This is a genomic window from Ruegeria sp. AA6 (assembly GCF_056542865.1).
The window spans coordinates 133,312-157,562 of record NZ_JBQGAN010000003.1 but is presented as its reverse complement, the minus strand read 5'-3'; the positions used below and the strand labels follow the sequence as shown (position 1 = coordinate 157,562).

Annotated in this window: 24 protein-coding genes; 19 read left to right on the top strand and 5 right to left on the bottom strand. The window is 58.9% G+C overall.

From position 1 onward, the window contains the following. Nucleotides 1-18: 18 nt before the first annotated feature. The 3 genes from ACR0LN_RS06685 to fsa form a co-directional block, all read right to left on the bottom strand. A complete protein-coding gene (locus ACR0LN_RS06685) occupies nt 19-939 on the bottom strand; it encodes a tyrosine recombinase XerC (RefSeq protein ID WP_480428556.1) in 921 nt (306 codons plus the stop codon). Continuing rightward, nucleotides 936-1,643, bottom strand: coding sequence for a DUF484 family protein (locus ACR0LN_RS06680; protein ID WP_480428555.1), 708 nt, complete (start codon nt 1,641-1,643; stop codon nt 936-938). Before ACR0LN_RS06680 ends, ACR0LN_RS06685 begins: the two co-directional genes overlap by 4 nt. 196 nt (nt 1,644-1,839) lie before the next feature. Then, on the bottom strand, nt 1,840-2,493 hold the full coding sequence (fsa, locus tag ACR0LN_RS06675) for a fructose-6-phosphate aldolase (RefSeq protein ID WP_170404410.1): 654 nt from the start codon (nt 2,491-2,493) through the stop codon (nt 1,840-1,842). An 88-nt stretch (nt 2,494-2,581) separates the two neighbouring features. On the opposite strand from fsa, the gene ACR0LN_RS06670 reads away from it, so the two are divergent. The 4 genes from ACR0LN_RS06670 (at nt 2,582) to ACR0LN_RS06655 (ending at nt 7,472) form a co-directional block, all read left to right on the top strand. Beyond that, nucleotides 2,582-4,777 (top strand): primosomal protein N', encoded by a 2,196-nt coding sequence (locus ACR0LN_RS06670; RefSeq protein ID WP_480428554.1) that lies wholly within the window; start codon nt 2,582-2,584, stop codon nt 4,775-4,777. 73 nt (nt 4,778-4,850) lie between these two features. Then, entirely contained in the window at nt 4,851-6,083 is a 1,233-nt protein-coding gene (locus ACR0LN_RS06665; protein ID WP_480428553.1) for an MFS transporter, read from the top strand. Between the two features lie 66 nt (nt 6,084-6,149). Next, nucleotides 6,150-7,022 carry a 50S ribosomal protein L11 methyltransferase gene (locus tag ACR0LN_RS06660; protein ID WP_480428552.1) on the top strand — a complete coding sequence of 291 codons (873 nt, stop codon included), beginning with the start codon at nt 6,150-6,152 and terminating at the stop codon, nt 7,020-7,022. A 105-nt stretch (nt 7,023-7,127) separates the two neighbouring features. Next, nucleotides 7,128-7,472, top strand: coding sequence for a hypothetical protein (locus ACR0LN_RS06655; RefSeq protein WP_480428551.1), 345 nt, complete (start codon nt 7,128-7,130; stop codon nt 7,470-7,472). A gap of 100 nt (nt 7,473-7,572) precedes the next feature. Here the strand turns inward: ACR0LN_RS06655 and ACR0LN_RS06650 are convergent, their stop codons facing one another. After that, nucleotides 7,573-7,788 (bottom strand): DUF1127 domain-containing protein, encoded by a 216-nt coding sequence (locus ACR0LN_RS06650; protein ID WP_480428550.1) that lies wholly within the window; start codon nt 7,786-7,788, stop codon nt 7,573-7,575. A gap of 333 nt (nt 7,789-8,121) precedes the next feature. Between ACR0LN_RS06650 and ruvC the strand changes: the two genes are divergently transcribed. The 4 genes from ruvC to ACR0LN_RS06630 all read left to right on the top strand — a co-directional run bounded on the left by ruvC (nt 8,122) and on the right by ACR0LN_RS06630 (nt 11,004). Continuing rightward, nucleotides 8,122-8,619, top strand: coding sequence for a crossover junction endodeoxyribonuclease RuvC (ruvC, locus tag ACR0LN_RS06645; RefSeq protein ID WP_480428549.1), 498 nt, complete (start codon nt 8,122-8,124; stop codon nt 8,617-8,619). Then, nucleotides 8,616-9,293, top strand: a complete 678-nt coding sequence (gene ruvA, locus ACR0LN_RS06640; protein ID WP_480428548.1) for a Holliday junction branch migration protein RuvA — start codon at nt 8,616-8,618, stop codon at nt 9,291-9,293. The genes ruvC and ruvA overlap by 4 nt, the downstream gene beginning before the upstream one ends. A 4-nt stretch (nt 9,294-9,297) precedes the next feature. Then, complete coding sequence (ruvB, locus tag ACR0LN_RS06635; protein WP_480428547.1) at nt 9,298-10,317, top strand: Holliday junction branch migration DNA helicase RuvB; 1,020 nt, start codon at nt 9,298-9,300, stop codon at nt 10,315-10,317. 63 nt (nt 10,318-10,380) lie between these two features. Beyond that, on the top strand, nt 10,381-11,004 hold the full coding sequence (locus tag ACR0LN_RS06630) for a hypothetical protein (RefSeq protein ID WP_480428546.1): 624 nt from the start codon (nt 10,381-10,383) through the stop codon (nt 11,002-11,004). A 3-nt stretch (nt 11,005-11,007) separates the two neighbouring features. On the opposite strand, the gene ACR0LN_RS06625 is transcribed toward ACR0LN_RS06630, so the two are convergent. Continuing rightward, complete coding sequence (locus ACR0LN_RS06625; protein ID WP_480428545.1) at nt 11,008-12,714, bottom strand: SulP family inorganic anion transporter; 1,707 nt, start codon at nt 12,712-12,714, stop codon at nt 11,008-11,010. 191 nt (nt 12,715-12,905) lie between these two features. On the opposite strand from ACR0LN_RS06625, the gene ybgC reads away from it, so the two are divergent. From ybgC to ACR0LN_RS06570, 11 genes are all read left to right on the top strand, one after another. Further along, a complete protein-coding gene (gene ybgC / locus ACR0LN_RS06620) occupies nt 12,906-13,301 on the top strand; it encodes a tol-pal system-associated acyl-CoA thioesterase (RefSeq protein WP_480428544.1) in 396 nt (131 codons plus the stop codon). Nucleotides 13,302-13,410: 109 nt separating this feature from the next. Beyond that, nucleotides 13,411-14,106 carry a protein TolQ gene (gene tolQ / locus ACR0LN_RS06615; protein WP_480428542.1) on the top strand — a complete coding sequence of 232 codons (696 nt, stop codon included), beginning with the start codon at nt 13,411-13,413 and terminating at the stop codon, nt 14,104-14,106. Between the two features lie 2 nt (nt 14,107-14,108). Further along, nucleotides 14,109-14,585 carry a protein TolR gene (tolR, locus tag ACR0LN_RS06610; protein ID WP_480428541.1) on the top strand — a complete coding sequence of 159 codons (477 nt, stop codon included), beginning with the start codon at nt 14,109-14,111 and terminating at the stop codon, nt 14,583-14,585. A gap of 9 nt (nt 14,586-14,594) precedes the next feature. Beyond that, nucleotides 14,595-15,689, top strand: a complete 1,095-nt coding sequence (locus tag ACR0LN_RS06605; RefSeq protein WP_480428540.1) for an energy transducer TonB — start codon at nt 14,595-14,597, stop codon at nt 15,687-15,689. Then, the gene (gene tolB / locus ACR0LN_RS06600) at nt 15,686-17,005 is read left to right on the top strand and encodes a Tol-Pal system beta propeller repeat protein TolB (RefSeq protein ID WP_480428539.1); all 1,320 of its coding nucleotides are present in this window, start codon (nt 15,686-15,688) and stop codon (nt 17,003-17,005) included. The genes ACR0LN_RS06605 and tolB overlap by 4 nt, the downstream gene beginning before the upstream one ends. Before the next feature lie 88 nt (nt 17,006-17,093). Further along, nucleotides 17,094-17,603: a peptidoglycan-associated lipoprotein Pal gene (pal, locus tag ACR0LN_RS06595; RefSeq protein ID WP_480428537.1), complete on the top strand. Its 510-nt coding sequence runs from the start codon at nt 17,094-17,096 to the stop codon at nt 17,601-17,603. Nucleotides 17,604-17,607: 4 nt separating this feature from the next. After that, a complete protein-coding gene (gene ybgF, locus ACR0LN_RS06590) occupies nt 17,608-18,432 on the top strand; it encodes a tol-pal system protein YbgF (protein ID WP_480428536.1) in 825 nt (274 codons plus the stop codon). 50 nt (nt 18,433-18,482) lie between these two features. Continuing rightward, nucleotides 18,483-19,682 (top strand): tRNA lysidine(34) synthetase TilS, encoded by a 1,200-nt coding sequence (tilS, locus tag ACR0LN_RS06585; RefSeq protein WP_480428535.1) that lies wholly within the window; start codon nt 18,483-18,485, stop codon nt 19,680-19,682. A gap of 76 nt (nt 19,683-19,758) precedes the next feature. After that, nucleotides 19,759-21,675, top strand: a complete 1,917-nt coding sequence (gene ftsH / locus ACR0LN_RS06580; protein ID WP_480428534.1) for an ATP-dependent zinc metalloprotease FtsH — start codon at nt 19,759-19,761, stop codon at nt 21,673-21,675. Between the two features lie 100 nt (nt 21,676-21,775). Beyond that, nucleotides 21,776-22,351 (top strand): MOSC domain-containing protein, encoded by a 576-nt coding sequence (locus tag ACR0LN_RS06575; RefSeq protein ID WP_480428533.1) that lies wholly within the window; start codon nt 21,776-21,778, stop codon nt 22,349-22,351. A 165-nt stretch (nt 22,352-22,516) separates the two neighbouring features. Beyond that, nucleotides 22,517-24,193, top strand: a complete 1,677-nt coding sequence (locus ACR0LN_RS06570) for a formate--tetrahydrofolate ligase (RefSeq protein ID WP_480428532.1) — start codon at nt 22,517-22,519, stop codon at nt 24,191-24,193. Nucleotides 24,194-24,251 lie beyond the last annotated feature (58 nt).

Below are 24,251 nucleotides of genomic sequence, written 5' to 3'. Positions count from 1 at the left end.
TAACGATGCAGTGTTGCGTCAGGCTTTGGGGTGGGCGCGGTTGTAGACTTCCATCAATCGCGCAGTGTCGACGGCCGTGTAGGTCTGGGTGGTTGAAAGCGATGCGTGTCCAAGCAGTTCCTGAATGGCGCGCAGGTCACCTCCGGCAGACAGAAGATGGGTCGCAAAACTGTGCCGCATCGCGTGTGGTGTGGCCGTTGCCGGCAAACCAAGTTGCATGCGGGCCTTGGCCATCACCTCTTGGATCGCGCGTGGATTCAGCGGGCCGCCACGTACTCCGCGAAACAGGGCGGCGTCATTAGCCTGTGGGTGCGGGCAAAGCTGTACGTAGCGTTCCACCGCAGCGCGTGCGGCGGGCAGGACGGGAACGATCCGCTCTTTGTTGCCTTTACCAACGATGCGCAGCGTTTCAGGCAGCGGCGCATCGGCTCCTGTCAGAGAGAGCGCCTCGGATATGCGTAACCCACAACCATAAAGCAGCGTGACCACGGCCACATCACGGGCTGAGACCCAGTCGTTGGTCGATTGCAGTTCAACCGTATCTATCATCGCGCGCGCGGCGTCTTCGGCCAATGGTCGCGGCAGTTTCTTGGTGAATTTCGGCGCTCGGGTGGACAGAACGGCGGTGGGTTCGAACCCCTCACGTTCAGACAACCAGCGGTAAAAGCTTTTGACAGCCGAAAGTTTGCGGGCCAGTGATCGCGCACCGACCCCCGAAGCGCGCTGATCTGCCATCCAGGCACGCATGTCAGAAACCGTGATCCGCGCCAAAGCGGCCAGACCCTGTCGTTCGCTGTGGTGCAGGGTGATGAATGAAAGAAAATCAGTGACGTCGCCGCGATAGGCGGTCTGCGTGTTTTCAGACCGCCCGGCCAAAGCCCCCAGACTGTCCAGCCAATGCTGCAACGCATCGCGGCAGGCTGGGGAAATCAGGCTCACGACAGCCAGTGGCGCATCGAGCGTTCGAAGACGCCAGCGAAGAAGGCCAGCAGATCGGTGCCCAATTGAGGTGTAAAGTGGTTGGCGTCTTTTGCACCCATGACGATCATTCCGGGCAGGCGACCCGCTCCGAAATTCAACTTCAGGCAAGCCTCGGATCGGAGTTGGCTAGCCATTGGGCCAAAAATTCGTGGGCTCGGGTTCGGCATCTGACGCAGAACGACCTCGCGCGCAGGGCCGCCGCGGTCCTGGCTAAGATAGGCGTCAATCGCACCTGGTTCGACCACGGTCAAAACGCCCCCCAACTTTTCAATGGCTGGGTCTTCTTGCACGACCGTAGTTTCAAGAACCAGTGTTATGTGGTCGACGCGCAGAATCTCGGCGACTTCGCCGCCCAGGGTGCTTAGGAAATCTTCGAACTCGACTGGGTCCAGCAGGCGCAAGATGGCGCGGTGCACTTGATTGGTGCCTGCGAGATTTTCATATGCTGCCGCGATGACCGACCGATGTGTATCCTCAAGCCGATCCAGCCGGGCTTCGAGCCGTTGCATCGCGATGCCACGCAGGTCGACTACGTTGTCCCCGCGGGCCTGTTCGTTGGCAGACACCAACGCCTGCATCAGATCCTTGTCGTCCAGAACTGCGTCTGGCTCGGCCAGAATCGCCGCGCGGAGATTATCCTTGAGTTTGGTGTTGCTGCTCATGTCCCGTCCGGTCTTTTTTTGTTGAGCGGCTTATAACACGACATGCCGGATTTGCCTTGGGAAAAATACAGGCAAAAGTGGAATTCATATGGGGATGTGTCGGAAAGGCTCCCGCCTGCAACATCCTGATCTTAAAATAAGGATTTGCAGTTGGGCCGGGCGCGGCGCCCGCGGGCGCCGCGCGGGTGCGCAAAACTTACAGGATTTTTTGGCCAGTTTTGGCCCAGTCGGCCAGGAAGGTTTCCAGACCTTTGTCGGTTAGCGGGTGATCAGCCAGTTTCTTGATAACGCCCGGAGGGGCGGTGATCACGTCCGCGCCGATGCGAGCGCTGTCGGTCACGTGGTTCACGGTGCGGATCGAGGCGGCGAGGATTTCGGTCTCGAACCCATAGTTGTCATAGACTTGGCGGATGTCGGCGATCAGGTCCATACCATCGAGGTTGATGTCGTCCAGACGGCCAATGAAGGGCGAGATAAAGGTCGCGCCTGCTTTGGCCGCCAGAATGGCCTGATTGGTCGAAAAGCACAGTGTGACATTGACCATCTGACCTTCGTCAGTCAGCGTCTTACAGGTTTTTAGGCCGGCCCATGTCAGCGGGACTTTGACGGCGATGTTCGGCGCGATCTTGGCCAGCTTGCGGCCTTCGGCGATCATGTCTTCGGCTTCGGTGGCGACGACTTCGGCGGACACGGGGCCGTCGACCAGATCACAAATCTCTTTGGTGACTTCCAGAATGTCGCGGCCCGACTTCAGGATCAGCGAGGGGTTGGTGGTTACGCCGTCCACCATGCCCAGATCGTTCAGTTCGGCGATGGCGTCAATCTCGGCGGTGTCTACGAAGAATTTCATGAGGGCAGTCCTTTGATGGGTTGGCCTTGGTCGCGGATGCCTTTACCTCAAAGAGACCCATGCTGAAACCCCCTGACTAGGAGATGCGGTGAGCACTCAGGAGTATTTTGACCAAGGTGAACTGGTGGCGGTTCTAACCACGCAGCCGCTGGACCGGACGTTGGACTACAAGGCGCCCGAAGGTGGGTGTTTTCTGGGTGCGTTTGTCGAGGTGCCCTTGGGGCCGCGCAAGGTGCTGGGTGTGGTTTGGGGGCCGGGGCAGGGCGGCTTTGACATCAGCAAGGCGCGGTCGGTGATCCGGGTGCTTGAGGTTGCGCCGATGCGCGAAGAGATGCGCGTTTTCTTGGGGAAAGTAGCCGATTACACGCTGACGCCGATGCCTGCGATGCTGCGGCTGGCGACGCGCGCGCCAGGGCTGGGTGATCCGCCGTCGATGCGCAAGATTTACCGCCTTGGCGATGCTGAGCCGGATCGGATGACTGACGCGCGGACCCGTGTGCTTGAGGCGCTGCGAGATTACGGCGGGCTGGCGTTCACGTTGAAAGAGCTGGCCGAACAGGCAGGAGTAACGTCCTCGGTCGTCAAGGGGCTGGTGAAACAGGGCGCAGTTCGGGAAGAGGACAGCCCGCGCGATCTGCCTTATCCACATTTGGACCCGGACCTGCCCGGGAAACAACTGACCGAGGATCAGTCAACTGCCGTGGCCCGATTGCAGGCAGGGCAACGGACCGGAGATTATGGCACAACGCTGCTAAAAGGGGTGACAGGCTCGGGCAAGACCGAGGTTTATCTGGAAGCGGTGGCCGAGGCGCTGCGAATGGGACGGCAGGCGTTGGTGCTGCTGCCTGAAATTGCCCTGACCGCAGAATTTCTGACACGGGTCGAGGCGCGTTTCGGCGCTCGGCCTGCCGAGTGGCATTCTGGGGCGACTATGACCGAACGCCGCCGGGTTTGGCGGATGGTCGGGCAGGGGGGCGCGCAATTGGTCGTGGGCGCGCGGTCGGCGTTGTTCCTGCCGTTCCGCGATTTGGGGCTGGTGGTGGTCGATGAGGAACACGACACCTCGTACAAGCAGGAAGACGGCGTGCATTACAGCGCGCGGGACATGGCGATTCTGCGCTCGGCCATCTGCGGCGGACGCGTGGTTCTGGCGAGTGCGACACCATCGTTGGAAAGCTGGGCCAATGCCGAGGCCGGAAAATACGAGCGGTTGGACCTGACTTCGCGGTTCGGCGCGGCGGTGCTGCCCGAGATGAAGCCCATCGACATGCGGGCCGAGCAGATGCAGCCGGGAACGTGGATTTCTCCGTCGCTGCGGCAGGCTGTGCGGCAGCGGATTGAACGGGGCGAGCAGTCACTGCTGTTCATCAACCGCCGTGGGTACGCGCCCGTCACGCTGTGTCGGGCGTGTGGTGAACAGATCGCCTGTGACCATTGCGACGCGCGGATGGTCGAGCACCGATTCCTCAAGCGCCTTATGTGCCATCAATGCGGTGAGACCAAGCCAATGCCTGATGCCTGCCCCTCTTGCGGGGTTGAGGGTAAGCTGGCCCCAGTTGGGCCAGGAATTGAGCGGCTGGCGGAGGAGGCCGAAGCGACGTTTCCCGAAGCCAAGATTGCGATGCTGAGTTCCGATCTGTTCGGTTCAGCCCGCGCGTTGAAAGCTAAGATCGAAGAGATTGCAGAGGGCGACGCGGATATTGTTATCGGCACGCAACTGGTGGCCAAGGGACATAACTTTCCCAAGCTAACATTGGTGGGCGTAATTGATGCCGATCTCAGTCTGCATGGGGCTGATCTGCGGGCGGCGGAACGGACGTTCCAATTGATGCGGCAGGTCGCCGGTCGCGCGGGGCGTGCGGATAAGCCGGGGCAGGCGCTGTTGCAGACCTTTCAACCGGAACATCCGGTGATCCGGGCGATCCTGTCGGGCGATGAAGAGGGGTTCTGGAAAGCCGAAGCCGCCGGGCGGCAAGCTGCTGGAGTGCCGCCTTATGGCAGGATGGCGGGGATCGTTCTGTCCGGTCCAGAGGTCGGGCCGGTTTTCGATATAGGTAATGCAATGGCGCGAAACGATGCGCCGTTGCGCGACGTGGGGGCGCAGGTTTTTGGCCCCGCTCCCGCGCCCATTGCGCGAATCCGGGGGCGACATCGCGTACGCCTGCTGGTCAAGGCTCCAAAGGGCGCGCCGATTCAGGACGCCATCGCCCGCTGGATCGCACCTTTGCGCCTGAAAGGTGACATTCGTCTGACCGTCGATATAGACCCGCAGAGTTTCTACTGACGTCTGCATACGCGCAGGGCAGTTGTGCGCCAACCCTCTCGCCAAAGCAAAAAAATGGGCGTAGAGGGGTCCCATGTTGAAACCAATGCCCTTGTCCGAGGCGCAGAGCCTTCCGTTCTGGCGCCGTCCCATCACGCTCTTGTTCATGATGGCGCTGACCATGCCCATCGCGTTCAATGGTTGGAGCGCGCTACTGAACAATTTCGTCATTGAGGTGGCGAATTTCGATGGCGCGGATATCGGATTGCTGCATACCGTGCGCGAAATCCCGGGATTTCTGGCCATTGGCGTCATCGCAGTAATCATATTCATCCGCGAGCAGGTGCTGGCCATGATCTCGCTGATGATGCTGGGGGTGGCAACAGCAGTGACGGCGTGGTTCCCCAGCCTTGGTGGGTTGTTGTTCGTGACGTTGTTCAGCTCGATCGGTTTTCACTACTACGAAACGGTCAATCAGTCATTGCAATTGCAGTGGTTGCCCAAGGATCGCGCTCCGCAGATTCTGGGCTGGCTGGTGGCCATGGGCTCGGCCGCGACGGCGGTTGTTTATGGCCTGATCGTGCTGACCTGGGACCGGTTCGATCTGTCCTACAACACGGTGTTCATGCTCACAGGCGGCGTTACCGCGGTGCTGGCGCTGCTTTGTCTACTTGCTTACCCGCAATTCGACGCGCCGACCCCGCAGACCAAGAAATTGATCCTGCGCAAACGCTATTGGCTGTATTACGCGTTGCAATTCATGGCAGGTGCGCGTCGGCAGATTTTTGTCGTGTTCGCAGGCTTTATGATGGTCGAAAAGTTCGGCTTTGAAGTGCACGAACTCACCAGCCTGTACCTGATCAATCTGGTGATCAACATGGCCGCAGCGCCCTTGCTTGGTAAAGCCGTGGCAAAGTTCGGGGAACGGCGCACGCTGATATTCGAATACGCAGGTCTGGCTATCGTTTTCGCGGCTTATGGTGGTATCTACTGGTTTGGTTGGGGCGTTCTGCTAGCGGCCATCCTCTATGTGATCGACCACGTGCTGTTTGCGTTGGCGCTGGCTTTGAAGACTTATTTCCAAAAGATCGCTGACCCGGCGGATATTGCGCCCACGGCGGCTGTGGCGTTCACCATCAATCACATTGCGGCCGTCTTTCTGCCTGCGCTGCTGGGCCTGTTGTGGGTCGTTTCCCCCGGCGCGGTCTTTGGTTTGGCCGCTGCGATGGCCCTGATTTCACTGGCGCTGTCGATGCTGATCCCGCGTCACCCTGAACCGGGTAATGAAACCATCCTGTCGAAATACGCGCCGGCACCTGCGGAGTAATCTCCAGAGCTTGACCTTGGCGGGCCCACGCCCTAGGCGCTGTCTCAACTGAGATAGGAGGCCCCCATGCCCACATTCACCGCGCTTACCACTCTGACCGGCAAGAAAGCCGCCGAAGGTCTGGGCGAAGCGATGGAGCGTCTGGACCCGGAACCCACAGGCGTTGGCGTGTTCGAGGTCGAGGACGGTTCGGGCCTGTGGGAGGTTGGCGGTTACTTCACCGAAGCGCCTGATGAAACCGCTTTGGCCGTATTGGCCGCTGCGTTCGAGGCCAAGCCGTTCGTGGTGTCCGAATTGCCCGAAACGGATTGGGTCGCCCACGTGCGCCGCGAGCTGGCCCCGGTCGAAGCTGGGCGGTTCTTTGTTTATGGCAGCCATGACGCCGACAAGTTGCCCGAGGGACGCATCCCATTGTTAATCGAGGCGGCGATGGCTTTCGGCACCGGCCATCACGGCACCACGCTGGGCTGCCTCAAGGCGCTGGATCACTTGCTCAATGACGGCTTCGAAGCGACCAAGGTGGCCGATATCGGCTGTGGCACCGCCGTTCTGGCGATGGCCGCCGCGCGTGTCTGGGACGGTGATATCATCGCCAGTGACATTGATCAGGTTGCCGTGGATGTGGCCGAGGCCAACTTGAAGGCCAATGACATGGCTGGTCAGGTCCACTGTGTCGAGGCCGCCGGGTTCGACCACCCCGATCTGAAATCGAAAGCCCCTTACGATTTGATTTTCGCCAATATCCTGAAGGGCCCACTCGTCGCATTGTCACCCGAAATAGGAGCGAATCTGCGCGAAGGCGGGCATGCGATCCTGTCGGGAATCCTCAATGAACAAGCCGATGATGTAGTCTCAGTTTATTCGCAGAATGGGTTCAATCTGACCAAAAGGGACGAGATTGGTGAGTGGACGACGCTAATCTTAACAAAACAGGGCTAAAATTAGACCATTTACAGGAGTTTCGTGGATTCTCGCCTCGTTTTTGTCGCAATCTGCAACTACCGTCATAACGTGGTTACGGGGGCGGTTCTTGAGGAGGCTGCCATGACGGGAAAACAACTGGAATTTGATCAGCGCGTTCATCGCCTGAACAAGAAGCATGCCAAGCTGAGCCGGGGTTATCGCGCCACGATGCGCAAGGATGGCCTTGTTGTTATGAAACCACAGCGGGTCAAATCTGCGGTTCCGGCAAAAATGCTTCTGATTTGTCTTGCCGGATTGTTTGCGTTTAAGACGTTTTTGCTGAGCAGCCTTGGCGCTTCGGCTTACCAATACCGTGTTGATAGTCTGGCGCAGGGCACGTCGGTGGAAAAAGCTGGTGCATGGGTCATGCAGATCGATCCGCTGTCAGAATATCTGGCGTCTCAGATCAACGGCTTTATCCGTTAAAACCGGCTTACTTGTAACAGAACGCCGCGCATTTCGTATGCGCGGCGTTCTGTTGTTCCCCTAAGGAAAGGGGTAGGGGTATGCGAGTGGTGGTATCGTCTTAGCGACGACCTTCTGCCACGACGTCAATATCGCCACGGCACAGGCCGATATCATCCAGCTCGCGATCCGTCAGACCGTTCAGGGCATTGCGGGTCGCGCGGGCGTCATTCCATTCGATTGCCGCGTTTACGACCGATGCGAATGTTGCGCCGATACGGCCAACGAGGCCGAACGAGCCAGTGGTGGCGATGCGGGTAGTGTCCAGTGCAGCCATATCCTGTTTCCTTCTGTTAAAGTTCAAATCTTGATCAACCGATCTGAGCGGCATCTAGTGATGTCGATTTACCTGTGCAAGTGCAGAAATTGCATGTGTCCTATGCAATTTTTGCAAGCCAGATTTTCCATTAAGAACCCTTAATTTATTGGCCATTTTGGCGTTAAGAAAAGTGTCGAAATCAGACTTTTCGCGGTCGCAAACAGGCCGTTTTGTCGTCTCTGAGATAGGTGTGTCGTTTTCAGCCAATGCGTCAATTCTCTTGGAAAATGTTCACGCTTCGTGCTAATCGGACATAAAGATCACAAAAACCCTAGCAGGCCGAGGCACATCATGCGGATTTTGGGCATTGATCCGGGGCTTAGGACCCTGGGATGGGGCGTCATCGAATCGCATGGCAGCCGTCTGACCCATGTTGCCAACGGGTTGTGCAAATCAGATGGGGATGATCTGGGGGAGCGGTTGCTGTCGCTGCACAACCAGATTGTCGAAGTTATCGCTGAACACCGGCCTGATCAGGCGGCCATTGAACAAACCTTCGTTAATAAGGACGGGGCTGGTACGCTCAAGCTTGGTCAGGCGCGAGGGGTTGCCTTGTTGACGTTGGCGCAAGCTGGGTTGCCGGTGGGCGAATATGCACCCAACCGGGTGAAGAAAACGGTCGTTGGTGTCGGGCATGCCGAGAAAGAACAGGTCCTGCATATGGTCAAATTGCAACTGCCGGGCTGTCAGCCCAAAGGTGCGGATGCAGCGGATGCGCTGGCGATTGCCATCTGTCACTCGTATTACGGAACCGCACCACAGGCGCGCATGAAAGAGGTTCGGGCATGATTGGAAAACTGACGGGCCGGTTGGACTATCGCGCGGCGGATCACGTGCTGATCGACGTGCGGGGCGTGGGCTACATCGTCTATTGTTCGGACCGAACCATGGCCGCGCTACCGGGTGTGGGCGAAGCGGTCTCAATCTACACCGACATGGTCGTGCGCGAAGACTTGATGCAACTGTACGGGTTTCTTTCGTTGGTCGAAAAAGAATGGCATCGCCTGTTGTGCTCAGTGCAGGGGGTTGGGGCCAAGGTTTCACTGGCTATTCTGTCTGCGTTGGGTCCGGACGGTGTAAGCCGCGCCATCGCTTTGGGCGATTGGGGTGCAGTCAAGGCGGCCAAGGGCGTCGGGCCGAAGACGGCACAGCGCATCGTGCTGGACCTCAAGGACAAAGCGCCGGGTGTTATGGCGATGGGTGGAACGGTGATCGAGGCGATGGACGGACCAGGACTGGAGGTCGTCGAGTTGGCCGAACCGGCACCTGCACCCAAACGGTCGGTGAAAGCCGCCTCGGGATCGGCAGCGGCTTCGGCGGGTGCGTTGTCGGCGCTTGGCAATCTGGGGTATGGACCTTCCGAGGCTGCGTCGGCTGTGGCCGAAGCGGCGGCCAGCCTGCCTGATGCGGGAGAGGCCGAACTGATCCGCGCGGCGCTCAAATTGTTGGCCCCGAAAGGTTGATTGAATGGTAGACGCCGATCCCACCCTGCGCCCCGATCCTCTGCCCGAGGACAAAGACCGGGCATTGCGCCCGCAGGGGCTGGACGAATTCATCGGCCAGGCCGAAGCGCGGGCCAACCTGCGCGTCTTTATCCAATCCGCGCGTCAGCGGGGCGAGGCGATGGATCATACCCTGTTCCACGGTCCGCCGGGGCTGGGGAAGACGACTCTGGCCCAGATCATGGCGCGTGAGCTGGGGGTGAACTTCCGCATGACCTCTGGCCCAGTGCTGGCCAAGGCCGGGGATCTGGCGGCGATCCTGACAAATCTGGAATCGCGGGATGTGTTGTTCATCGACGAAATCCACCGTCTGAACCCAGCGGTGGAGGAAGTGCTCTACCCTGCAATGGAGGACTTTGAGCTGGACCTCGTCATTGGCGAGGGACCAGCCGCACGTACGGTTCGGATTGAGCTGCAGCCGTTCACCCTGGTCGGTGCAACCACGCGAATGGGTCTGCTGACCACGCCTCTGCGCGACCGGTTCGGTATTCCTACCCGGCTGCAGTTTTACACGGTGGGTGAACTGCACGAGATCGTCACCCGCAATGCCCGCAAGCTAGGTGCCCCCGCCGACGATGACGGCGCACGTGAGATTGCGCGTCGATCACGTGGCACGCCTCGGATCGCTGGGCGATTGCTGCGGCGGGTTGTGGATTTTGCCATTGTCGAAGGCGACGGGCGGATCACCCGCGAGCTGGCAGATGGTGCGCTAACACGTCTGGGGGTGGACAATCTGGGGCTGGATGGCGCAGACCGCCGGTACCTTAAACTGATTGCTGAGAATTATGCAGGTGGACCGGTGGGGATTGAGACCTTGTCCGCGGCCTTGTCCGAAAGCCGAGATTCGCTGGAAGAGGTGATCGAGCCGTATCTGCTTCAGCAGGGATTGATCCAGCGCACGCCTCGTGGCCGGATGTTGGCGCAGAAAGCGTGGACGCATCTGGGGATGGCTGCGCCTCGGGGGCAGAGCGATTTGTTTGGTTGAAGCCTTGCGCCGAAGATTTTATGCCTCCGGCGGGAGTAATTTTGAAAAGATGAAGGGCTGGGCGTGACACCCGATCAGATCGAAGCGCTGTTTACGCGGGAAAGTGGTGAGTTCCTGTTTGCCCGGTGGGGTCGTCCCATCGTGCCCATCGTCTTTGGCGTTGAAGATGAAACACTGTCCACTGTCAAAGGCGCGTTCGAGGCTGTGGTGGCTTTGGCCGGGCATAAGATGGCCGAGACCGACCCGGAACTGGGTGCCAATTGCATGGTCTTCTTTTTCCTTGATTGGGAAGAATTGCTGGAAGTTCCTGATCTGGACCGGCTGATCCCGGATCTTGCGCCTCTGGTGGATCGTCTGGTGGCGGCGGATGCCAACCAGTACCGGATATTCCGGTTTGAAGAGGACGGTGCGATCCGTGCGGCCTTTGTTTTCCTGCGGATGGACAACGAACTGTCAAAGGTTCCCGCCGAGACTTTGGCGCTGAGCCAGGTGGTGCAGACCATTCTGCTGTGGTCCGATACTGCGTTTCGCGCGCAGTCACCTTTGGCCGTGGCCGGGGGCACGACTGTTTTGCGCCCTGATATAGCCGAGTTGATCCGCGCAGCCTATGATCCGGTTCTACCGGGGGCGGCGCAGGATACCTCTCATGCGTTGCGGTTGTTCGCGCGGCTGCAAGCGCCTCAGTGAGGCCTAGGTGGGTGATTTTTCGGCGCGCCGGAACGCCTCAACCAAGTCGCTGCCGGTTTCAAAGTAAGCTTCAGGCCCGACCAGATCAGTGACCCCGTAACGGTCCAGTTCCTTGCGGACATCAGGCTCAACCAGCAAGAAAACCAACCGGATGTTCTTGGATTGCAGCAAATCGTGGACATTGCGCAGGGTGTAACCCGCAGTAAAGTCCACATCATCCACCGATGAAGCCTCGATGCAGAACCAGCGCAATTCCGGTTCGTTCTTCTTGACGATTTCGGCGATCTCATCCAACAGCCTCTGTGTGTTGGCGTAATAGAGGCTGTGCGAGAAGCGATAAATCACGAGGCCGGGCTCGAACGAATTCGGGTGGGTAATGGGCTGAGTGTGCCAGCCGCCGTCACTGCTGTGGACGATGACCGCGTTCTTGGGCCGGTATCCTCGGCGGGTGTGGTCGATCAGCGACAGGACCATGGCAAAGATGATCCCTTGTTCTACGCCTACCAGAACCACTACGGCTGCTGTAGCGACGGCAATCCAGAATTCAGATCGGGCTTGCCGGTAGATAGCGGTCAACCCTCTTACGTCGATCAGTTTGACGCCGATCAGAAAGACCACTGCCGACAGTGCGGCGTTTGGCAGGAAAGCCAAAGGACCGGTCAGAAACAGGATGACCACAAGGACAATCGCAACCGTTGTCAGTTGTGCGATCTGGCTGCGTCCTCCGGCACTGGCGACCATCTCGGTCTTGGTGGGGCTGCCGTTGACGACGAAAGTGCCCGAAAATGCGGCCCCCAGGTTGGCCAGTCCCAAGCCGACAAGATCGGTATTTTCGCTGAATTTGTCTTCGTACTTGGCGGCATAGGCGCGCGAGGTGGCGGCGCTCTGCGCCAGGATGACCACAAAGATGGACAAGGCGGTGGGGGTTAGTTGTTTGAACAGAGACCAACTCCAATCCACATTTGGGATCGACAAGGCGGGAAGGCCGCTGGGAACCGCGCCCAGAACGGCAATGCCCGAGGCGCTGAACTGAAAAGCCCAGCTGCAAAAGATGATACCCAGAATGGCAAACAGAGGGCCGGGCAGCTTTGGCGAAAGGCGCTTGCACCCGATAACAACCACCAGAACGGTCAGCGACACTGCAACCGTTGACCAGCTTGTCTGACCATAGTGCTGGACGAGTTCGCGAAGCTTGGCGAGGGTGCCGTGGCCGGATGTTTCGATCCCGAGCATTCCGGGGATTTCTCCGGTCGCCACCTGTATGCCAACGCCGGTCAGAAAGCCGACCAACACCGTGCGCGACAGGAAATCTGCAAGAAAACCAAGGCCGATCAGGCGCGCGGCAATCAACAAAACCGCGGCCATCAGCGCCAGTAACGAGGCCAGTGCCAGATATTCGGAAGATCCTGAAACCGCCATACCCGCCAAGGCTGAGGCGGTAATAGCTGCCGTTGCCGAGTCCGCACCGACCACAAGGTGCCGGGATGATCCGAACAAGGCGAACAGGGCCATCGGAATGAGGATCGTGTATAAACCCGTCACAACCGGGGTGCCCGCGATCTTGGTGTAGCCCATTACTTCGGGGATCGCGAGACAGGCGAATGTCAGCCCGGCCAGAATTTCGGTCGGCAGGGCAGAGCGGGTGATTGGCAGGATGCCCTGCAGGATTAGTAGCTGTAATTTTCCCACTGCGCGCTGGGGGGCTGCCATTCGATCACCCTTTAAATTCAACTCTCTATTTGTTCAGCCTAGTCGCCAAACGGGAAAATTTCGATACCGGGTTTCGGGAGATTTGGCTATTCGGGTCACGCGGGGATTGCGCCGGAGTACTGATCCGTGTGAGGCATAGCCCATCCCGTGCCTTTAGATTTCATTCAGATTGAACCTCCGGAATCGTAAAAATGACTGACCAAAAAGTGCATCTGTACAGAATTCGGGTCTACTATGAAGACACAGATATGGGCGGAGTGGTCTATCACGCGAATTATCTGAAATACATCGAACGCGCTCGTTCGGACTATGTGCGCGGTCTGGGCAATGATCAGAACGCGATGCGGGACGACGGGATCGTCTGGGTGATCCGGCGGATCGAGGCAGACTATCTGGCGCCGGCGCGGTTCGACGACGAATTAACTATCGAAACGCATTTCATCTCACGCTCGGGCGTTCGTCTGACCATGGGGCAATTGGTAAAACGCGGCGAGACCGAGATTTTCCGCGCCACCGTTACCGCCGTTTGTATGAATGCGCAGGGCAAACCGGTGCGGCTTCCGGCAGAGATTCGCGCATTGCTGTAACAAATTACGGCGCAAGGGTGGTTCTATTGGCTTTTCAGGACCATCTGGGTTAGCGTTTGGCAAAACAAGGCCAAACCAACGGCCGTCAGGCAAAACAAAGAGCAGGTTCATGGAAGCTGAAACGCTGGCGCTGGCGCAGGAGATCGATTTCTCCATGTGGGGGCTGTATGCCCGCGCGACCTTTATCGTCAAACTGGTGATGCTGATGCTGGTTGGCGCATCGATCTGGTCCTGGGCGATTATCATTCAAAAGCTGATCAACTACCGCGCTGCCCGACGTGAGGCGCAGGTGTTTGATGAAAGCTTCTGGTCCGGGAACCCTCTGGACGAGTTGTTTGAACAGATTGGTACCCAGCCAGATGGCAGTTCGGAAAAGATTTTTGCGGCAGGGATGATCGAGTGGCGGCGATCTCATCGTACCGATGGCGGCTTGATCGCCGGGGCCACGGCGCGGATTGACCGGTCGATGGACGTGGCGATTGCCAAAGAGTCAGAGACGCTGCAGAAGGGCCTGCCTATTCTGGCGACAGTCGGCTCGACCGCCCCGTTCATTGGTTTGTTTGGCACGGTTTGGGGCATCATGAACGCCTTTATCGAGATTGCCGAGCAGCAGAACACAAACCTCGCCGTTGTGGCCCCAGGTATTGCCGAAGCGCTGCTGGCCACCGGTCTGGGCCTGCTGGCCGCGATTCCGGCGGTGATTTTCTACAACAAGCTCAGCGCGGATAGTGACCGGATCGTTGGCGGCTACGAAGCCTTTGCTGACGAGTTTGCCACCATCCTGTCGCGTCAGTTGGACAGCTGACGATGGGGGCGGCGGTTCAGCAATCCTCGAACGGAAACGGGCGCAGGCGCGGCCGACGTCGCGGTCGCGCACAACCGATGGCTGAGATTAACGTGACGCCGTTTGTGGATGTCATGCTGGTGCTGCTGATCATTTTCATGGTTGCCGCGCCGCTGCTGACGGTTGGCGTGCCAGTGGATCTGCCAAAGACCGCTGCAAGCGCGTTGCCCGGCGACAACGAAGAACCCCTGACCGTAACCCTGACCGCCGATGGCCGGGTGCAAATCCAGACCACGGATGTTTTGCGCGAAGAGTTGATTGGCAAGCTGCGCGCGATTGCGGCAGAACGCAGCAGTGACCGAGTGTTCCTGCGCGCTGACGGGGCGATCCCATATGCACAAGTGATGCAGGTCATGGGCGCGCTGAACGCGGGTGGGTTTTCCAATGTGGGCCTTGTGACCGACACCGGCGGGCCGACCTTGGACGAAGGTGGAGAGTGAGGCCGCGCGGTGGATACCGGCACCAAGATCTCGGCGATTGCCCACGTCACTTTGATTGGATGGGCTTTTTTCGGCGGTACCTTCCGGTCCGAACCCTTGCCTATGGCAGTTCAGGAGGTGTCAGTGGTTTCGGCTGAGCAATTTGCCGCGATGACCGCTCAGAATGACGCGCCCGAAGTGCCGACCCCCACCGCATTGCAGCAGCCTAAAACGCCCGAGGAACAGGTGGCCCCGCCTGAAACGGTGGACGAAGAGATCACCCCGCCCGAGGTCGTGACCCCGCCGGAACCCGAACCCGATCCTGTGCCCGAGCCGGTTGAGCCCCCGCCCGAGCCGGAGGTGGTCGAGGAACCCCCGATCTTGGATCAGCCCGAACCTGTGACCGAGGTTCTGCCTGTGGCCCCCGGACCCGAGGCCCAGCCGCGTGCCGCTGACAAGGTTGCACCTGAACCCGTTGCCCCGCCGCCGCCCGAAGCGCAGCCGGATGACATCGAAACTCCGGCCGTGTCGTTGGATGAAGGCGCTGAGACGCAGCAGGAACAACAGGATCAAACCGCGCCCGAAGAGGCCACGGATGAAATCGTGACCGAGGCGGAAGAGACTAAAGAGAACGCCCCGCGTACGTCTCCTCGCCCACAGGTGCGGCCAAACCGGCCCGCGCCTCCGCCACCAACCGAAGTGGCCGAGGACCCGGAACCGACTCCGTCCACGCAAGTTGATGAAAGCGCAGTCGAAGATGCCCTGGCCGAGGCGCTACAGCAGAGCAGTGAACCATCCGGCCCACCGCTGACCAGCGGCGAAAAAGACGCTATGCGACTGGCCGTATCGCAGTGCTGGAATGTGGGGTCCTTGTCCACGGATGCACTTCAGACCGTGGTCGTCGTGGGCTTTTCGCTGACGCCGGACGGCAAGGTTGTTGGGGGCAGCCTTAGCATGCTCGACAGCTCTGGCGGGACGGCAGCGTCTGCGAAACAGGCATATGAGGCCGCCCGACGGGCAATTTTGCGCTGTGGAGCCAAAGGATATGACCTGCCTGCTGACAAATACGCGCAGTGGCAGGATATTGAGATTACATTCAATCCCGAGAGGATGCGGATCAAATGATGAAATTTCTGACCAGCCTATTGCTTGGCCTGACGATTTTGACAGCGCCGGTATACGCCCAGAACGGACCGCTGCGGCTGGAACTGGATCAAGGCATTATCGAACCGCTACCTTTTGCGGTTCCAAATTTCGTTCCAGATGGGCCAGCGGCAACGCAATACGCCAACGACATCTCTCGGGTCGTCGCGGCGGACCTGACCGGAACCGGACTGTTCCGCGAGATTTCTTCGGATGCCTTCATAAGCCAGGTCAGCAGCTTTGACGCTCCGGTTCAGTTCGCTGATTGGAAAGCCATCAACGCAGACGCGCTGGTAACCGGGGCGGTGAATGTCTCGGGCAACCGCCTGACGGTGCGCTTCCGGGTTTGGGATGTGTTCTCGGGGCAGGAATTGGGCAACGGTCTGCAATTCGCAGGCACCACCGATGGTTGGCGGCGCATGGCGCATAAGGTGGCCGATCAGGTCTATAGCCGGATCACTGGGGAAGGTGCTTATTTTGACAGCCGCGTGGCGTTTGTGTCGGAAAGCGGCCCCAAGGATCAGCGTCTGAAACGTCTGGCGATCATGGATTATGACGGGGCCAACGTTCAGTATCTGACTGACAGCTCGTCCATCGTGTTGGCTCCGCGCTTTTCACCGACGGGCGACCGCTTGCTTTATACCAGCTATGAAACCGGCCAGCCGCGTATCTACGTTCTGGATGTTGATCGCGTGCAAAGAACCGAACTTAGGACGCAAGAAGGCACGATGAGCTTTTCGCCGCGGTTTTCGCCGGATGGCCGATCAATCGTCTATTCGTTGATCCAAGGCGGTAACACCGACCTGTGGAAGATGGATCTAGCCTCGGGGCAAAGTGTGCGCCTGACTAACACAACGGCCATTGAAACCGCACCCAGCTATTCGCCGGACGGGTCGCAGATCGTGTTTGAAAGCGACCGCTCGGGCACGCCGCAGCTGTATATCATGCCTGCAAATGGTGGTGAGGCGACTCGGATCAGTTTTGGTCAGGGGCGCTATGGCACGCCGGTCTGGTCCCCGCGTGGCGACCTGATCGCATTTACCAAGCAGAACAAGGGCCGGTTCCATATTGGCGTCATGCGCGTCGATGGCAGCGAAGAGCGGTTGCTGACGTCGTCTTTCCTTGACGAAGGACCCACGTGGTCCCCCAATGGGCGTGTCCTCATGTTCACCCGCGAAACACAGGGCGCAAGCGGTCGGGCGACGTTGTATTCCGTGGATATTTCGGGGCGGAACCTGCGCCCGGTCAGAACCCCGGATGGTGGCAGCGATCCATCTTGGGGGCCACTACAGAATTGATCGGGGCAGAGGCTTGGAAAAGTTCACAAAAATTCTGCACTGTGATACAGAGACGGCAATAAACCGATAAAACAACGAGGCACCTGAAATGAATGTATTGGGCAAAATCATAGCGTTGGGCGCGCTTAGTGTCATTGCCGCCTGCACCAACAACGATCCTTCCGCATTGGGCGGAGGGTTTGGTAACGGTGCAAACGGTTCCATCGAACCGGGGTCGCCAAGCGATCCGCGCTCACCAGCTTATTTCCAGCAGACCATCGGCGACCGTGTGTTGTTTGCGGTTGACCAGTCGACCCTGACCCCGCAGGCGCAGACGGTTTTGCAGGGGCAAGCTGACTGGCTGTTGGCCAATCCTGATTACGTGGCGACAATCGAAGGTCACGCTGACGAGCAAGGCACACGCGAATATAACCTCGGTTTGGGTGCCAAGCGCGCCAATGCAGCCCGGGATTACCTGATCTCTCGCGGCGTTGCAGGCAATCGTCTGACAACGGTCAGCTATGGCAAGGAACGCCCGATCGAGATTTGCAGCACCGAGGACTGCTATTCCAAAAACCGCCGCGCGGTGACGGTGCTGACCGGTTCAACCTTGGGGTAAGACGATGAGAATTGCAGGATGGGTTCTGGCCGCGGTGGTTGCGACCGCAGGCATGGCGCAAGCACAGGATCAGCAGACTTTGGCGGATATCCGGCAAGAGCTGACGGTGCTGCATGTGGAAATTCAGCGCCTCAAGCGTGAGTTTTCGACAACCGGGTCGCCGGCTCCGAACCTGTCCGGTAGTTCGATCCTTGAGCGTGTAGACGCAATCGAGGCTGAGTTGCAGCGCCTGACAAGTCAGACCGAACAGTTGAACCAGCGGGTGCAGAATGTGGTCACCGACGGCACAAACCGGATTGGTGATCTCGAATTCCGTTTGGTTGAACTGGAGGGCGGCGATCTAAGCACTTTGGGCGAAACCTCGACCCTTGGAGGCGAAACGCAAATCACTGCGGCGACGCCCATCACTCCGGCTACCCCGTCTGTGTCCGATCAGGGAGAGCTGGCAATAGGCGAGCAGGCGGATTTTGAGGCCGCTGCGCTAGCCCTGGCCGAAGGTGATTTTCAGGCTGCCGCCGATCAGTTCGCGCAGTTCGACACATCTTATCCCGGCAGCCCTCTGGCGCCGGAAGCGAACTTGAAGCGCGGGCAGGCGCTGGAAGGTTTGGGTGACACGCGTGAGGCCGCGCGGGCATTTCTGGCCAGCTTTACCGGTGATTCCGAAGGCGCGTTTGCGCCCGAGGCTCTGTTCGAACTGGGGGCAGCATTGGGACGTTTGGGTCAGACAGATCAGGCCTGTATCACACTGTCCGAGGTTGGGGTGCGGTTTCCTGCCTCGACCACGGTCTCCGCTGCCACGCAGGAAATGGCATCACTGGGTTGTTCTTGACCCGTCAGGCCGACACTCTTCGATCAGAACTTCGCGCGCGGTTGCCTGAAATGTTACCGCCGCGCTTGGGCATTGCCGTTTCCGGCGGCGGAGATTCCGTTGCGTTGATGCACTTGTTGCAAACCATCGCGCAGAATGAGCAGATCAACCTTTTCGCAGCGACTGTAAATCATGGGTTGCGCGCCGAAGCCGCAGCCGAAGCTGAGCGTGTGGCCGAACAGGCGGCGCAATTGGGCATCCCGCATGACACGCTGCTTTGGGAAGGCTGGGATGGTTCGGGAAACTTGCAGGATCAAGCGCGTCAGGCGCGGTATCGGCTGCTGACCGACTGGGCGCAACGCAACGACATCACGGCAATTGCCTTGGGCCACACATCGGATGATCAGGCCGAAACAGTGCTGATGCGACTGGGCCGGGCGGCTGGCGTCACGGGCCTTTCAGGTATGCCCCATGCGCGGACGCGAGACGGAATCACATTGCTGCGTCCGATGCTGAGGATTACTCGGCAAGCCTTGCGGGACTACTTGTCAGAACAAAGCGTGGGTTGGATCGAAGACCCGTCGAATCACGACCAGAAATTCGATCGGATCAAGGCGCGCAAGGCGGTGTCTGAGTTGGAGCCTCTTGGCATTTCCGCTCAATCCTTGACTCGTGTGGCTGAAAATCTTGCACAAGCGCGTGAGGCTTTGGCCTGCTTTACGCAGGAAACCGCGCGTAAGATCACGACCGTTGATGGTGGTGACGTATGCTTTGACCGCAGCGGCTTTGGGTTGCTGCCGACTGAGATTCAAAGGCGGTTGGTTACGGGGGCAATCGCATGGATTTCCGGGCAGGGGTATCCGCCGCGGGGCTCTGCGGTGGATCAGGCCGTGGCTTCGGTGCGGGATGGTCAGGCCTTTACGCTGGCTGGATGTATGTTGGTGCCGCAGGGCGATAAAACGTGGATTTGCAGGGAACTAAACGCAGTGGCAACGCAAACCTCAGAGCCTCACGAGGTATGGGATAACCGCTGGGTTCTGTATGGCCCCGAAGCTATTGGCGCCGAAGTGCGCGCATTGGGTGAGCGCGGTTTGTCGCAGGTGGATAACTGGCGCGCATTGGGCAAACCGCGTCAGGCGCTATTGTCGTCTCCGGCGGTTTGGAGCGGTGAAACCCTTATTGCGGCGCCATTGGCCGGTTTTTCGAACGGTTGGGCGGCTGAGTTGGCCCCGCAACGGGCCGAGTTCCAGCATTCGCTTTTATCGCATTGAACCTGCTTGAATCATCTCTATTTTATAGAGCAACCCGGCAGACCCCCATCTGCCGAAATCTTTTGGGAGATTTTCCTTGGGCAACGCTCGTAACATCGCTTTCTGGGTCGTTCTGTTTCTGCTGATCCTTGCACTGTTCAATTTCTTCAGTGGTCAGGGTGGAACGCTTCAGAGCAATGAAAGAACTTATTCCGATTTCGTCAGTGCCGTTGAGGGCGGCGAGGTCAAGAGTGTGACGCTGGACGGAGAGCAGATTCGCTATTCCACGCAAAGCGGCGCAAACTATGTCACCATCAAGCCCGGTGACGCAGAAGTCACCAAGTTGCTGATTGATGAAAACATCCCCGTTCAGGCGGTAAAACAGCAGCAGTCCGGGTTCCAGTCGTTCATTCTGACGCTACTGCCCTTCCTGTTGCTGATCGGTGTGTGGATTTATTTCATGAACCGGATGCAGGGCGGCGGCAAAGGCGGTGCGATGGGCTTTGGCAAGTCCAAAGCCAAGATGCTGACCGAAAAGCATGGTCGCGTGACCTTTGATGACGTGGCGGGCATTGATGAGGCCAAGGAAGAGCTGGAAGAGATCGTGGAATTCCTGCGCAACCCGCAGAAATTCTCGCGCCTTGGCGGCAAGATCCCCAAGGGCGCGCTGCTGGTTGGCCCTCCGGGTACTGGTAAGACGCTGTTGGCCCGTGCCATCGCAGGTGAGGCGGGCGTGCCGTTCTTCACCATCTCAGGCTCGGACTTCGTTGAGATGTTCGTTGGTGTAGGTGCGAGCCGTGTACGTGACATGTTCGAACAGGCCAAGAAGAACGCGCCTTGCATCGTGTTTATTGACGAGATCGACGCCGTCGGTCGCCATCGTGGTGCAGGCTATGGCGGCGGCAACGACGAACGCGAACAGACCCTCAACCAGTTGCTGGTCGAGATGGACGGGTTCGAGGCCAACGAAGGTGTAATTATTCTGGCCGCTACCAACCGTAAAGACGTCTTGGACCCGGCTCTGCTGCGTCCGGGTCGGTTTGACCGGAACGTGACCGTCGGCAACCCCGACATCAAAGGCCGTGAGAAGATTCTGGGTGTTCACGCACGCAAGACGCCGCTGGGCCCCGATGTCGATCTGCGCATCATTGCGCGGGGTACGCCGGGCTTCTCGGGCGCCGATCTGGCGAACCTCGTGAACGAGGCTGCGCTGATGGCTGCACGCGTTGGCCGCCGCTTTGTCACGATGGAAGACTTTGAGAACGCCAAGGACAAGGTGATGATGGGGGCCGAGCGCCGCTCGATGGTGCTGACCCAGGACCAGAAGGAAAAGACCGCCTATCACGAGGCTGGCCACGCCGTGGTTGGTCTAGAACTACCGCTGTGTGATCCGGTTTACAAGGCGACCATCATTCCGCGCGGTGGTGCTTTGGGTATGGTTGTCTCATTACCGGAAATGGATCGCCTGAACTATCACCGTGATGAGTGCGAGCAAAAGCTGGCGATGACCATGGCTGGTAAGGCAGCCGAGGTGATCAAATACGGCGAAGACCACGTCTCAAATGGTCCTGCAGGTGACATCATGCAAGCCAGCCAATTGGCGCGGGCTATGGTGATGCGCTGGGGCATGTCGGATAAGGTTGGTAATATCGATTATGCCGAAGCCCATGAAGGGTATCAGGGTAACACCGCCGGTTTCTCGGTTTCAGCGCACACCAAAGAACTGATCGAGGAAGAGGTGAAACGCCTGATCCAGCAGGGTTACGAGCGTGCGCACCAGATTCTGACCGAGAAGAACGAAGAATGGGAACGTCTTGCGCAAGGTCTTCTGGAATACGAAACCCTGACTGGGGATGAGATCAAGCGCGTCATGAATGGTGAATCGCCCTCAGAAGGCGATGACGACGGCGACAAGCCTGACGAGGGCAGCGCGCCCAGCGTGACGGCGATCCCGAAGACCAAGGTCAAGAAGTCTCCGCCCGACGGTGGGATGGAGCCGGAACCTTCGGCATAACAACAGCAGCCCCGGGCAATGTCCCGGGTCTTTTTTTGCCTTTTCATTTTAGGGAAGCTGGCCTCTATTGCCCGTAGAGCAGCTTTGAAAAGGACCTGAAATGCCCGTCATGCGCGAGACCGAGTACAAAGGCGAAGTTGTCTGGCTGGGGCATGTGCCCGCTGGTGAGTCTATTCGGGCTCATGCTGTTGATACGCTCGATCTGGGGTTCGCCGGAGACCGTGGCGCGCGGCACGAAGGTGAGAACCGCGCCTCGTGCGTGCGGGTTAAAAATCTCTACCCGCAGGGCACGGAAATCCGCAATGTTCGCCAATTGTCGATCCTGTCCGCTGAAGAGATTGAAGCGACAGCGCAAGAGATGGGGTTGGACCATTTGGCCCCTTCCTTTTTAGGCGCCAGTATCGTGCTACGCGGCATCCCGGATTTTACGCACATCCCGCCGTCTTCGAGGTTGCAAGCCGCTGGCGGCGTCACCATCACGGTCGATATGGAAAACCGCCCATGCGTGATTCCGGGTCGAGAAATCGAAGCTGATCTTCCGGGTCACGGTGCGGCCTTCAAGCCGGCGGCTCAGGGGCGGCGCGGTGTCACCGCATGGGTTGAACGCCCGGGAGAATTAAAGCTGGGCGATAAAATGACTCTGTTTGTGCCGGACCAACGGAATTGGGCACCATAGGACCGGTCCGTTTCCAATTAGAAACACCGGAGTCGCCCCAACGCCGTTTCGCGGCATGAATATGTCGGAATCTATAGCCTTCTATATTGTGCACGACGGTATGGGTTACGCAGCGCCGACGCCCCGCGTCGGTTTTGCACGCTATTCAATCAAGGACTCTGGCCAATGAGCTACAAATCCGACATCGAAATCGCCCGCGAAGCGAACAAGAAACCGATTCAGGAAATCGGCGCAAAGATCGGCATCGACTCTGCCGATTTGCTGCCCTACGGCCACGACAAGGCGAAGGTCAGCCAGGACTTCATCAACTCGGTCCAGGACCGTGAAGACGGGAAGCTGATTCTGGTTACCGCGATCAACCCGACCCCAGCGGGTGAAGGTAAGACCACGACCACCGTTGGTCTGGGTGATGGCCTGAACCGCATCGGTAAAAACGCGATGATCTGTATCCGTGAAGCCTCGCTTGGCCCGAACTTCGGCATGAAGGGCGGCGCTGCAGGCGGCGGTTACGCGCAGGTTGTTCCGATGGAAGAGATGAACCTGCATTTCACAGGTGACTTCCACGCCATCACCTCGGCCCACTCGCTGCTGTCGGCAATGATCGACAATCACATCTACTGGGGCAACGAGTGCGACATCGACATCCGCCGCGTCGCATGGCGTCGCGTTGTCGACATGAACGACCGCGCTCTGCGTCAGATCACCGCCTCGCTGGGCGGCGTGTCGAACGGCTTCCCGCGCGAAGCAGGCTTTGACATCACCGTGGCATCGGAGGTTATGGCGATCCTTTGTCTGGCGACCGACCTGAAAGATCTGGAAAAGCGTCTGGGCGACATCATCGTTGCTTACCGCCGCGACAAGACGCCGGTTTACTGCCGCGACATCAAAGCCGAAGGCGCAATGACCGTTCTGTTGAAAGACGCGATGCAGCCGAACCTGGTACAAACGCTGGAAAACAACCCGGCATTTGTCCACGGCGGCCCCTTCGCGAACATCGCGCATGGCTGTAACTCGGTCATCGCGACCAAGACCGCTCTGAAAGTTGCTGACTATGTCGTGACCGAAGCTGGTTTCGGTGCCGACCTGGGTGCTGAGAAGTTCATGAACATCAAGTGCCGCAAGGCGGGCATTGCTCCTTCGGCAGTGGTGCTGGTCGCGACCGTGCGTGCGATGAAGATGAACGGCGGCGTTGCCAAGGCTGATCTGGGCGCGGAAAACGTTGACGCCGTTCAGTCCGGTTGCGCCAACCTGGGCCGTCACATCGAGAACGTGAAATCGTTTGGTGTTCCGGTTGTTGTCGCCATCAACCACTTTGTCACCGACACTGATGACGAAGTGCAGGCGGTCAAGGATTACTGCGCCGAGCACGGCGTAGAAGCGATCCTGTCGCGTCACTGGGAACTGGGCTCGGATGGTTCCGCGCCTCTGGCCGAAAAAGTTGTCGAAATCGTCGAAGGTGGTTCCGCGAACTTCGCGCCGATCTACCCCGACGAAATGCCGCTGTTCGAGAAAATCGAAACCATCGCCAAGCGCATCTACCGCGCAGACGAAGTTCTGGCAGACAACAAGATCCGCAACCAACTGCGCGAGTGGGAAGAAGCGGGCTATGGCAATCTGCCGGTCTGCATGGCGAAAACCCAGTACTCGTTCTCGACCGATCCGACCCTGCGCGGTGCGCCTACTGGCCACTCGGTTCCGGTGCGTGAGGTTCGCCTGTCGGCTGGTGCTGGCTTCATCGTGGTTGTCTGCGGTGAGATCATGACCATGCCCGGTCTGCCCCGCAAACCCGCGGCTGAGACGATTCGCCTCAACGACGAAGGCCAGATCGAGGGCTTGTTCTAAGCGCCCGAATGATACATCTCGTGGTCCGGGGGTATCCCCGGGCCGTGAGGAGAAGAAC

Bases quoted from the DNA above. Each gene is read 5' to 3' on its own strand.
- ACR0LN_RS06680 (WP_480428555.1), bottom strand. From the start codon at position 1,643: ATGAGCAGCAACACCAAACTCAAGGATAATCTCCGCGCGGCGATTCTG.
- fsa (WP_170404410.1), bottom strand. From the start codon at position 2,493: ATGAAATTCTTCGTAGACACCGCCGAGATTGACGCCATCGCCGAACTG.
- ACR0LN_RS06665 (WP_480428553.1), top strand. From the start codon at position 4,851: ATGTTGAAACCAATGCCCTTGTCCGAGGCGCAGAGCCTTCCGTTCTGG.
- ACR0LN_RS06660 (WP_480428552.1), top strand. From the start codon at position 6,150: ATGCCCACATTCACCGCGCTTACCACTCTGACCGGCAAGAAAGCCGCC.
- ACR0LN_RS06655 (WP_480428551.1), top strand. From the start codon at position 7,128: ATGACGGGAAAACAACTGGAATTTGATCAGCGCGTTCATCGCCTGAAC.
- ACR0LN_RS06650 (WP_480428550.1), bottom strand. From the start codon at position 7,788: ATGGCTGCACTGGACACTACCCGCATCGCCACCACTGGCTCGTTCGGC.
- ruvC (WP_480428549.1), top strand. From the start codon at position 8,122: ATGCGGATTTTGGGCATTGATCCGGGGCTTAGGACCCTGGGATGGGGC.
- ruvA (WP_480428548.1), top strand. From the start codon at position 8,616: ATGATTGGAAAACTGACGGGCCGGTTGGACTATCGCGCGGCGGATCAC.
- ruvB (WP_480428547.1), top strand. From the start codon at position 9,298: ATGGTAGACGCCGATCCCACCCTGCGCCCCGATCCTCTGCCCGAGGAC.
- ACR0LN_RS06625 (WP_480428545.1), bottom strand. From the start codon at position 12,714: ATGGCAGCCCCCCAGCGCGCAGTGGGAAAATTACAGCTACTAATCCTG.
- ybgC (WP_480428544.1), top strand. From the start codon at position 12,906: ATGACTGACCAAAAAGTGCATCTGTACAGAATTCGGGTCTACTATGAA.
- tolQ (WP_480428542.1), top strand. From the start codon at position 13,411: ATGGAAGCTGAAACGCTGGCGCTGGCGCAGGAGATCGATTTCTCCATG.
- tolR (WP_480428541.1), top strand. From the start codon at position 14,109: ATGGGGGCGGCGGTTCAGCAATCCTCGAACGGAAACGGGCGCAGGCGC.
- tolB (WP_480428539.1), top strand. From the start codon at position 15,686: ATGATGAAATTTCTGACCAGCCTATTGCTTGGCCTGACGATTTTGACA.
- pal (WP_480428537.1), top strand. From the start codon at position 17,094: ATGAATGTATTGGGCAAAATCATAGCGTTGGGCGCGCTTAGTGTCATT.
- ybgF (WP_480428536.1), top strand. From the start codon at position 17,608: ATGAGAATTGCAGGATGGGTTCTGGCCGCGGTGGTTGCGACCGCAGGC.
- tilS (WP_480428535.1), top strand. From the start codon at position 18,483: ATGTTACCGCCGCGCTTGGGCATTGCCGTTTCCGGCGGCGGAGATTCC.
- ACR0LN_RS06575 (WP_480428533.1), top strand. From the start codon at position 21,776: ATGCCCGTCATGCGCGAGACCGAGTACAAAGGCGAAGTTGTCTGGCTG.
- ACR0LN_RS06570 (WP_480428532.1), top strand. From the start codon at position 22,517: ATGAGCTACAAATCCGACATCGAAATCGCCCGCGAAGCGAACAAGAAA.